10 protein-coding genes are annotated in these 8,822 nt (G+C 67.1%); 1 reads left to right on the top strand and 9 read right to left on the bottom strand.

Annotated elements, in window-relative coordinates:
• The coding region (locus tag AX750_RS18125; RefSeq protein WP_156449862.1) for an SDR family NAD(P)-dependent oxidoreductase at positions 1-265 on the bottom strand (265 nt) is incomplete at its 3' end.
• A gap of 220 nt (positions 266-485) precedes the next feature.
• On the opposite strand from AX750_RS18125, the gene AX750_RS18120 reads away from it, so the two are divergent.
• A complete protein-coding gene (locus tag AX750_RS18120; RefSeq protein WP_066725665.1) occupies positions 486-1,610 on the top strand; it encodes a zinc-dependent alcohol dehydrogenase family protein in 1,125 nt (374 codons plus the stop codon).
• A 96-nt stretch (positions 1,611-1,706) separates the two neighbouring features.
• On the opposite strand, the gene AX750_RS18115 is transcribed toward AX750_RS18120, so the two are convergent.
• From AX750_RS18115 to AX750_RS18080, 8 genes are all read right to left on the bottom strand, one after another.
• Positions 1,707-3,140: an aldehyde dehydrogenase family protein gene (locus tag AX750_RS18115; RefSeq protein ID WP_066725662.1), complete on the bottom strand. Its 1,434-nt coding sequence runs from the start codon at positions 3,138-3,140 to the stop codon at positions 1,707-1,709.
• An 83-nt stretch (positions 3,141-3,223) separates the two neighbouring features.
• A complete protein-coding gene (locus AX750_RS18110) occupies positions 3,224-3,640 on the bottom strand; it encodes a PIN domain-containing protein (RefSeq protein WP_066725659.1) in 417 nt (138 codons plus the stop codon).
• Complete coding sequence (locus AX750_RS18105; protein ID WP_066725657.1) at positions 3,637-3,867, bottom strand: AbrB/MazE/SpoVT family DNA-binding domain-containing protein; 231 nt, start codon at positions 3,865-3,867, stop codon at positions 3,637-3,639. The genes AX750_RS18110 and AX750_RS18105 overlap by 4 nt, the downstream gene beginning before the upstream one ends.
• A gap of 87 nt (positions 3,868-3,954) precedes the next feature.
• Positions 3,955-4,656: an ATP-binding cassette domain-containing protein gene (locus AX750_RS18100; RefSeq protein ID WP_066725654.1), complete on the bottom strand. Its 702-nt coding sequence runs from the start codon at positions 4,654-4,656 to the stop codon at positions 3,955-3,957.
• A 2-nt stretch (positions 4,657-4,658) separates the two neighbouring features.
• On the bottom strand, positions 4,659-5,408 hold the full coding sequence (locus AX750_RS18095; protein WP_066725652.1) for an ABC transporter ATP-binding protein: 750 nt from the start codon (positions 5,406-5,408) through the stop codon (positions 4,659-4,661).
• A complete protein-coding gene (locus AX750_RS18090; protein ID WP_066725644.1) occupies positions 5,405-6,367 on the bottom strand; it encodes a branched-chain amino acid ABC transporter permease in 963 nt (320 codons plus the stop codon). The genes AX750_RS18095 and AX750_RS18090 overlap by 4 nt, the downstream gene beginning before the upstream one ends.
• Positions 6,367-7,272, bottom strand: a complete 906-nt coding sequence (locus tag AX750_RS18085) for a branched-chain amino acid ABC transporter permease (RefSeq protein ID WP_066725693.1) — start codon at positions 7,270-7,272, stop codon at positions 6,367-6,369. The genes AX750_RS18090 and AX750_RS18085 overlap by 1 nt, the downstream gene beginning before the upstream one ends.
• A gap of 163 nt (positions 7,273-7,435) precedes the next feature.
• Positions 7,436-8,740, bottom strand: a complete 1,305-nt coding sequence (locus AX750_RS18080) for an ABC transporter substrate-binding protein (protein ID WP_082732722.1) — start codon at positions 8,738-8,740, stop codon at positions 7,436-7,438.
• Positions 8,741-8,822 lie beyond the last annotated feature (82 nt).

Below are 8,822 nucleotides of genomic sequence, written 5' to 3'. Positions count from 1 at the left end.
TGCCGGCATTGTTGACGACGATGTCGAGCCGGCCGACCTTGGCGATGACGCGCGCCACGGCCTTCTCGACGCTCTTGCCTTTCCCCACATCGCAGGTCACGGCAAAGGCCCGGCGGCCGATCGCCTGCGCGGCCTCCTTGGCCTTGTCGCCGTTGAGGTCGAGCACCGCCACCCGCGCGCCCTCGCGCACGAAGGTCTCGGCGATGCCGAAGCCGAACCCCTGCGCCGCGCCAGTGATCAGCGCCGTCTTGCCCTTCAGTCTCATGGTGTTTCCTCGGTCGTCCTGGGAACGCCATCATTGGCCGGGCCGCAGGCCTGGGACCAATGCGATTTGGCGATCCCGCTCAGACGGAAATGCTATGGCCGCGCGCGCAGCAGCCTGCGTACCACCCGCTTATGCCGGGGATCGCGAAACGATCTTTGACAGGCCCCGTCATTTGCGGCCCGATGGCGTCAACGACACAAGCCTGCCGAGGAACGCCTGAATGAAGATCCGTGCCGCCGTCCTGAATGCCAGTCCCGTCTCCGCGCCTTATGCGCAGAGCCGGCCGCTCTCGATCGAGGAGGTCGAGCTCGCTCCGCCGGGGCCGGGCGAGGTGCTGGTGCGGGTCCGCGCCGCCGGTCTCTGCCATTCCGACCTCTCGGTGATCGACGGCAACCGGCCTCGTCCCGTGCCGATGGTGCTCGGTCATGAGGCGGCCGGCGAGGTCGTCGAACCCGGCCCCGGCGTCCAGGATCTGAAGAAGGGCGACCGTGTCATCATGGTCTTCGTGCCCTCCTGCGGGCATTGCTCGCCCTGCAGCGAGGGCCGCCCGGCGCTTTGCGAGCCCGGCAACGCCGCCAACGGTATCGGCGAACTGATCGGCGGCGGTCGCCGGCTCTCGGCCCATGGCAAGCCGGTGCATCACCATGTCGGCGTCTCCGCCTTCGCCGAATATGCCGTGATCTCGCGCCATTCGCTGGTGAAGCTCGAGGCCGACATTCCCCATGAGATCGCGGCGCTCTTTGGCTGCGCCGTGCTGACCGGCGTCGGCGCTGCCGTGAACACGGCCAAGGTCAGGGCTGGTGAAACGGTCGCCGTCGTCGGCCTCGGCGGCGTCGGCCTGAGCGCGCTGATGGGCGCCGCCGCCTGCGGCGCGTCCCGCGTTATCGCGGTCGATCTGTCCGATGAGAAGCTCGCCATCGCCCGCGATCTCGGCGCGACCGACACCTTCAATGCGGGCGACCCCGGCGTCATCGAGGCGATCCGCGCCGCGACCAAGGGCGGTGTCGATCACGGGCTGGAGATGGCGGGCTCGGTCAAGGCGCTCGACCTCGCCTACCAGATCACGCGGCGCGGCGGCACGACCACGACGGCAGGCCTCGCCAACCCAGCCCACACCCTGTCGCTGGCCCCCGTGCGCCTCGTCGGCGAAGAGCGCACGCTGAAGGGCTCCTATGTGGGCTCCTGCATCCCGGTGCGCGACATCCCCCGCTTCGTCGACCTTTACCAGCGCGGCAAGCTGCCGGTGGACAAGCTGATGACCAGCCAGAGCGGGCTCGACGGCATCAACGAGGGCTTCGACGCCTTGAATGAAGGCCGCACCATCCGGCACGTCATCATGATGTGAGGAAGAGCGTCATTCTCGGGCGGAGCGAAGCTTCGACCCGAGAATCTCTGGCAAGAGATGCTCGGGTCGAGCCCGAGCATGACGCGCCCCGACCTCTCACCCGTGCTTGTGCACGATCGTCTTGGTCACCGCGAACTCCTCCAGCGCGGCGAAGCCCTTCTCGCGGCCATGGCCGGATTTGCCGGTGCCCCCGAAAGGCAGCTCGATGCCGCCGCCGGCGCCATAGCCGTTTATGAAGACCTGGCCGGCGCGGACCTTCTTGGCAACACGCTGCTGGCGCCCGCCATCCTTGGTCCACACCGCCGCGACGAGCCCGTATTCGGTCGAGTTGGCGAGCTTGATCGCATCCGCCTCGTCGCTGAAGGGGAAGGCGGCGAGCACCGGGCCGAAGACCTCCTCCTGCTCCAGCCGGTTGCCGCGCGGCACTGTCCCGAACAGCGTCGGCGTCACATAGAAACCGCCATTGGGCACGCCCTGCGCGATCTGTCCCTCGGCGATGACCGGAATGCCGGCCTCGCGGGCCTGATCGATGAAGCTCTGAACGCGGCCACGCTGCTTGGCGTTGATCACCGGGCCGCAATCGAGATCCATTTCCGGCGTGCCGGCGCGCAGCTTGGTGAACTCCTTGGCGACCGCACCCATGAAGTCGTCATAGACGCGTTCCTGCACCAGCACGCGCGAACCGGCCGAGCAGGTCTGCCCGGTGTTCTGGACGATCGCCTTGCAGACGATCGGCACGGCGGCGTCGAAATCGGCATCGTCGAAGACGATCTGGGGCGACTTGCCGCCGAGCTCGAGCGTGCAGGGGATGAGATGCTCGGCGCAGGCGTGCTGCACCATCTTGCCGACCTCGGGCGAGCCGGTGAAGGACATGAAGTCGACCCCGTGATGGGCCGAAAGCGCCGCGCCCGCCTCGTGCCCGCGACCCGTGACGATGTTGATCGCGCCGTCGGGGAAGCCGACCTCGGAAGCCAGCACCGCCAGCCGCAACGCCGTCTGGCAGGCCTCTTCCGCCGGCTTCAGCACGACCGCGTTGCCCATGGCGAGCGCCGCCGTCAGCGAGCGGCCAAACATCTGCGCCGGATAGTTCCAGGGCAGGATATGGCCGGTGACGCCATGCGGCTCATGGATCACGTTGACGCTGTAGCCGTTGAGGAAGGGCACGATGTGGCCATGCACCTTGTCGGCCGCGCCACCATAGAACTCGAAATAGCGGGCGGTCGCCTCGATGTCGGCGCGCGCCTGGGCCATCGGCTTGCCGGTGTCCTGCGCCTCGATCTTCGCCAGCTCGTCGAAATGGTCGAGCACCTTGAGCCCGAGCTTGGAAATCAGCCGTCCGCGCTCGGCCGCTGTCAGCTTGCCCCAGGCGCCTTCATAGGCCGCGCGCGCCGCCTTCACGGCATCGTCGATATCCTCGGCCGTGCCGCAGGCGATGCGGGTGAACTCCTCGCCGGTGGCGGGGGCCAGCACGGCCATGGTCTCGCCGCTGCGGCCCGCCACATGGCGGCCGTTGATGAAGTGCTGGGTCATGGGGTTTCTCCTATCCGGGCCCCTCATGCGGGGCGAAAGTCTCGTTCGAAAGATGCCCTGCGCAGGGGCAGGCCGATCGGGTTTCAGCTCGATCCGATGACGAAGGGGTTGTGGATCGTCAGGCGGCCCTCCACGACCAGCCCGTCCTGCAGATCCTCTGACCAGAAGGTCGTGCAGCCGAGTTTCAGAGCCGCCGCGATCATCATCGCGTCATAGACCGAAAGCCGGTGGCGCTCGGCGATCTCGATGCCGGCGAGATGCGTTTCGAGATCGAGAGGAGCGACCGCGGACAGCAGCGCCCGGATCGCGTCGAGAGCCTCCCGCACCTCCCGCCACTCCATCGCGAGCTTGCGCCGCGCGACATTGGCGAACTCGTTGAGCGCCTGCACGCTGCTGGCACAGCCCTTTGCCAGCAAGGCCTCGGCGCGGGCCGAGCGGGTATCGTTGCAAAACGCGTAGACCAACACATTCGTATCCAGGAACTCGCTCGGTGCCGTCACCGCGCATTGGCCTCGTCGCGGTCGAAACGCCAGCCGGGCGGCAACGGCCTGCGCAGCGCGCGAACCCGTTCGAGCGCCCGTTCGCGGCTGCGGTCGAGGTCAATGTCGAAGGCGCGCTCGCCGGCGACGCGGATCTCGATGTCATCGCCCTCCTTCAGGCCAAGTGCCTCGACCACGGATGCGGGCAGGCGGACGGCCAGACTGTTACCCCAACGCGCGACCTGCATGACGCGACCTCCTGATATACTCCCGAAGATGTATATCTTGCGCTCCTCGTTGTCCAACGCCAGCCGAGGCCAGAACCCATCCGCGACCTAATGCAGCCCCGCCGCTTCGAGCGAACTCGCCGCCAGGCCGCCGGCCACTTCCGTGACCTCGCCACGCTCGATCGCATAGGCTCGCTCGGCGAAGCTGCGCAGCAGACTGGGATTGGATTCGGTGATGAGCAACGCGATCTCGGGATGGCTGTCGCGCAGCGCGCGCAGGGCGGTCGCGTAGCGCTGCGCCAGCACCGGGGCGAGGCCCTGGAAGGGTTCGTCGAGCAGGATGACGCGCTGCCCCACCATCAGCGCCCGGGCCAGCGCCGCCATCTTGCCCTGGCCGCCCGAAAGCCCCGCCGCCGCGCGGTGGCGCAGATCGGCCAGTTCCGGCAGCACCTGATAGATGCCCTCCAGCCGCCTTGCGATCTCGGCGCCCGGCACCTTCATCACCTCGGCCGGCAGGCGGATGTTCTCCTCGATCGAAAAGCTCGAAAATAGCCGCCGGTCCTCCGGCGCGTAGCCGATTCCGAGCCGCGGCCGCTCATGCGGCGGGATCGCCAGGATCGGCCGGCCGTCGAAGGCGATCGTGCCCTCGGTCACCGTCATGAAGCCCATGATCGCGCGCAGCAGGCTGGTCTTGCCCGCGCCGTTGCGGCCGATCAGCGCCACGGTCGCGCCCTCGGCCAGCGCGAAATCGACCTTGCGCAACACCTGCACACCTTCAATGACGGCCGACAGTCCCCTGATCTCCAGCATGGCTAGACTCCCACCCCGATCACGGTTTCGCGGACCTCGGGATGATTGAGGATCTCGTCGGGCGTGCCCTCCAGCGCGATGCGACCGCCCGACCAGACCGCGACGCGGCTGGCGTAGCGCGCGACCACATCCATGTCGTGCTCGACGAAGATCGCCGTCGTGGCGCGGGCGTCTAGCGCGCGTGTCAACGTATCCATGACCTGGAACTTCTCGTGGCTGGAGACGCCCGAGGTCGGCTCGTCCATGAAGATCAGCTTCGGATCCAGCGCCAGCGCCACCGCGATGTCGATCAGCTTGCGCATGCCCTCGGGCAGCTCTCGCACCGGCCGCTCGGCGGTGTCGCGCAGGCCGACGCTGTCGAGCAGCGCGATCATCTCCTCGCGCTTGGGGTGGCGGTCGAGCCGCAGGAAGGGCGACCAGGTGCCCTCGCGCGCGCTCAGCGCCAGCAGCAGGTTCTCCATCACTGTGTTGTCGGTGAAGAGCTGCGGGATCTGGAAGGAGCGGCCGATGCCGCGCCGCGTGATCGTGCGCGGCGACAGCCCCGTCACATCCTGCCCCGCGAAGATCACGCGGCCCGACTGCGGCTTCAGATAGCCAGTGCAGAGGTTGATGAAGGTGGTCTTGCCGGCGCCGTTGGGGCCGATGATCGCGATGCGCTCGTTGGCCCGCACGCTCAGCGAGGCGCCATTGGCCGCCAGCACGCCGCCGAAGCGCAATTCGAGATCGCGCGCCTCGAGGATGATCTCGCTCATCGCCCGCCCTCCCCGCCGGCGCCGGGTGCGGCCGCGCGCTTGCGACCCGCGATCAGGCCATAGAGCCCGCTCGGCGCGAAGAAGATGATGACGAGCAGCATCACGCCGAGCACAGCATGCCAGGTTTCGGGCGCATGCACGGCGGCATAGCCGCGGATGATCTGGAACATCAGCGCACCCAGGAAGGGCCCCGCCACGCCGCCGACGCCACCCAGGATCGCGATGAAGACGAACTCGCCCGAGCGCACCCAGTAGGCCAGTTCCGGCGTGACATGGCCCGAGACCAGAGCGATGATCGCGCCCCCCAGGCCCGCCAGCAGACCCGAGAGCAGATAGGCGCCGTAGAGCACCTTGCGGCTGGAAACGCCGAGATATTCCAGCCGCGTCTCGTTGGACTTGATCGCCTCCAGCGCCTTGCCACCCGGCGAGACGAGATAGCGCGCCACACCGAGCGCCGCGACCACGGCCAGCGCCAGTGTGATGTAGAACATCCAGAATTCGAAGGTCTCGCGATCGAGCGTCATGCCCGCGAGCGTCGGCCGCGGCACCCGCTTGCCGTCGGCGCCGCCGGTGACCGAGAACAGCTTTTCGAGCAGCGAGAAGAACACCATCGAGATGGCGAGGTTGAGCATGCCGAAGAAGATCGCGCGGTAGCGCACGATGAAGAGCCCGACGATCGCCGCGACGAGGCCCGACGCTGCAGTCGCGATCGGGACCAGCAGCAGCACCTCGTGGCCGAGGCTCGCCGCGGCCATGAAGGCGACGACATAGGCCGAAAACGCGAAGAACAGCCCGTGACCGAAGGAGACCTGGCCCGCCCGCAGCAACACGAGGATGCCGAGCGCCGCCAGCCCCTCGCACAGCGCGACGGTGAGGATGACCGTGGCCCAGGGCGAGATCAGCGGAAAGACGATGAGCGCGATCAGTAGCGCCGCGCCGATGAGATATTGGCGCGCCATCAGACTTTCCTCGTCTGCAACGTGGTGAACAGGCCTTCCGGCTTGATCAGCAGCACCGCGACCATGATCAGATAGGGGATCAGCACGTCGAACTCCGGCGCGAAATAGACCGCCGCCGAGCGTCCGAGCCCGATCATCAGGGCTGCGACCGCCGCGCCCTCGATGCGCCCGAGGCCGGCGGTGGCCGCCACGGCGAAGGACAGCACGATCATCCCAGAGCCGATGCCAGGCGTCAGCGAGGTCGTCGCCGAGGAGAGCGCCCCGCCCAGCGCCGCCAGCGACGCCCCGATCATGAAGGTGAAGAGATAGATCCGCGTCGCATTGATGCCCATCGCCATCGCTGCCTCGCGGTCCTGCGTCACTGCGACGATGGCCCGCCCGAAGGCGGTCCGCCGAAGGAACAGCCGCAGGCCGACCAGCACCGCGAGCGCCACCAGCGGGATCAGGATGAGCTGGTAGCGCGTGTAGAAGATGCCGAAGACCTCGACCGTGCCGAGCCAGTTCATCGGCGCGTTGGCGAAGAGCGGCTGCGTGCCGAACACGACCTTCTGCGCATCCTCCAGGATCATGAAGACCGCGAAGGTGACGAGGAGCTGCAGCACCTCCTCCTTGCCGTAGATCCGCCGCAGCAGCAGCGCCTCGACCAGCCCGCCGACGACGACGCCGACCAGGATCGCCGAGATCAGGAAGAGCGGAAAGGAGAGCCAGGTCGGCAGGCCCATCCCGGCCGCCGCCAGCACGGCGCTCGCCGCGACATAGGCGCCGATCGCGTAGAACGAGCCATGCGCGACGTTGAGCACGCCGAGCACGCCGAAGATCAGCGACAGCCCGACCGCCACCAGAAACAGCAGCGAGCCATAGGCGAGGCCGTCGAGCGCGGCGAGGAAGAGCATTTCAGGAGGCATGGCCATCCGATTCTGGATTGTGATCAACCGTTCCGCGCCATCCCGGACGCAGCGAAGCGGAGATCCGGGATCCATCGTAGAGCGCGGTGCCCTCCGATGGATCCCGGAGCTGCGCCGCTACGCGGCTTGTTCGGGATGACGGCGGCGGATGCGGCTGGTTCGATTACTTCGAATAGTCGAAGGTCTCGATCGACTTGTCGTTGACCATCTCGGGCTTGATCTTGGCGAACCACTCGAGCGACTTCTCGCCGACCGGGGTGGTCACCAGCTTGCCGGGATAGAGCGCCATCTTGTCATAGACCGCGAAGGGGTATTCCGGCACGCGCTTGGTGGTGCCGAGCATCTGGTCCTCGAGCCCCTGATGGTCGGAGCGGATGGTGATCGTCCCCGTCAGCGACTTGAACTCCAGCCCCTCGAAGGCGGTAATAACCTGCTCCTTGCTGGGCCACTTGCCGCCATTGGCGGCGGAGGCCTTCTCATAGGCCTTCACCAGCCCGGTCACGGCCTGATTCATGTGGAAGGTCGGGTAGATCGGATAGACGCCGGTCTTGTCCTTGTACTTCTTCACGAAGGACTGCATTTCGGGCGTGTTCTTGTACTTCGGATGCAGGAAGTAGTGGTCGCCGCGCGAGCCGACGATCACACCTTCCGGCAGCACATTGCCGAGCCGCTCCAGCGAGCTTTCCGCCAGTGGCAGCACAAAGGTCGACTGCTTCAGCAGGCCGCGCGCCGCCGCCTGCTGGACGAAGGTGTCGAGATCGCCGCCCCAGGAGGTCGAGATCACCACATCGGGCCGCAGCGCCGAGAGGCGGGTGATCTCGGTGGAGAAGTCGGGCGCGCCGAATTTCGGGAACAGCTCGGCGACGACCTTGACGTCGGGCTTCAGCGCCTTGAGGCCAGCCTGCAGCAGCGCCCAGGATTCACGGCCCCAAGCATAGTCCTGGTTGACGACCGCGATCGTCTTGAAGTCCGGCTTGGTCTTCATGAGGTAGAGCAGCGTCGCCATCATCTCGGCGCCGGCATGGCCCTGGGTGCGGACCGAATACTTCCACTTGCCCTCTTCGAAGATCGTCTGCGTGCCGCAATCCCACATCACGTTGACGACCTTGAGGTCCTCGGCGACGGGGGCGAGCGCGTTGCAGGAACCCGACGAGATCGCGCCGAACATCACCTGCGCGCCCTGGTCCTGGACGACGCGGCGATATTCCGAAATCAGCTGGTTGGTGCCCGCGCCCTCGTCGACATAAACCGGCTTCACCGGCACGCCGAGGATACCACCCTTGGCGTTCAGTTCCTCGAAGAACAGGTCGGCGGCATTGCGGCCGGGCACGCCGAAGACCGAAGCGGGTCCCGACAGGAAGGTCGCGATGCCGACGACCAGTTCCTTCGGCTTCTCCTGCGCCTGCACCGGAAGCGCCATCAGCGCCCCTAGAACGAATGCGGCTACGGCTGATCGTTTGATGGCCATCGGTTCCTCTCCCTGAATCCTCTGGAGCGCGCTCTTGGGCGGCGCACTGCCTGGAGCCGAGAGGGGTGCATGGGCGATCCGG

Origin of the sequence: Methylobacterium sp. CCH7-A2, assembly GCF_001557075.1 — a bacterium.
Classification (GTDB): Bacteria; Pseudomonadota; Alphaproteobacteria; order Rhizobiales; family Beijerinckiaceae; genus Allobosea; species Allobosea massiliensis.
Note: the sequence above shows the minus strand (reverse complement) of the source record. Positions and strands in the feature narration are given on the sequence as shown.

Bases quoted from the DNA above. Each gene is read 5' to 3' on its own strand.
- AX750_RS18120 (WP_066725665.1), top strand. From the start codon at position 486: ATGAAGATCCGTGCCGCCGTCCTGAATGCCAGTCCCGTCTCCGCGCCT.
- AX750_RS18115 (WP_066725662.1), bottom strand. From the start codon at position 3,140: ATGACCCAGCACTTCATCAACGGCCGCCATGTGGCGGGCCGCAGCGGC.
- AX750_RS18105 (WP_066725657.1), bottom strand. From the start codon at position 3,867: ATGCAGGTCGCGCGTTGGGGTAACAGTCTGGCCGTCCGCCTGCCCGCA.
- AX750_RS18100 (WP_066725654.1), bottom strand. From the start codon at position 4,656: ATGCTGGAGATCAGGGGACTGTCGGCCGTCATTGAAGGTGTGCAGGTG.
- AX750_RS18095 (WP_066725652.1), bottom strand. From the start codon at position 5,408: ATGAGCGAGATCATCCTCGAGGCGCGCGATCTCGAATTGCGCTTCGGC.
- AX750_RS18090 (WP_066725644.1), bottom strand. From the start codon at position 6,367: ATGGCGCGCCAATATCTCATCGGCGCGGCGCTACTGATCGCGCTCATC.
- AX750_RS18085 (WP_066725693.1), bottom strand. From the start codon at position 7,272: ATGCCTCCTGAAATGCTCTTCCTCGCCGCGCTCGACGGCCTCGCCTAT.
- AX750_RS18080 (WP_082732722.1), bottom strand. From the start codon at position 8,740: ATGGCCATCAAACGATCAGCCGTAGCCGCATTCGTTCTAGGGGCGCTG.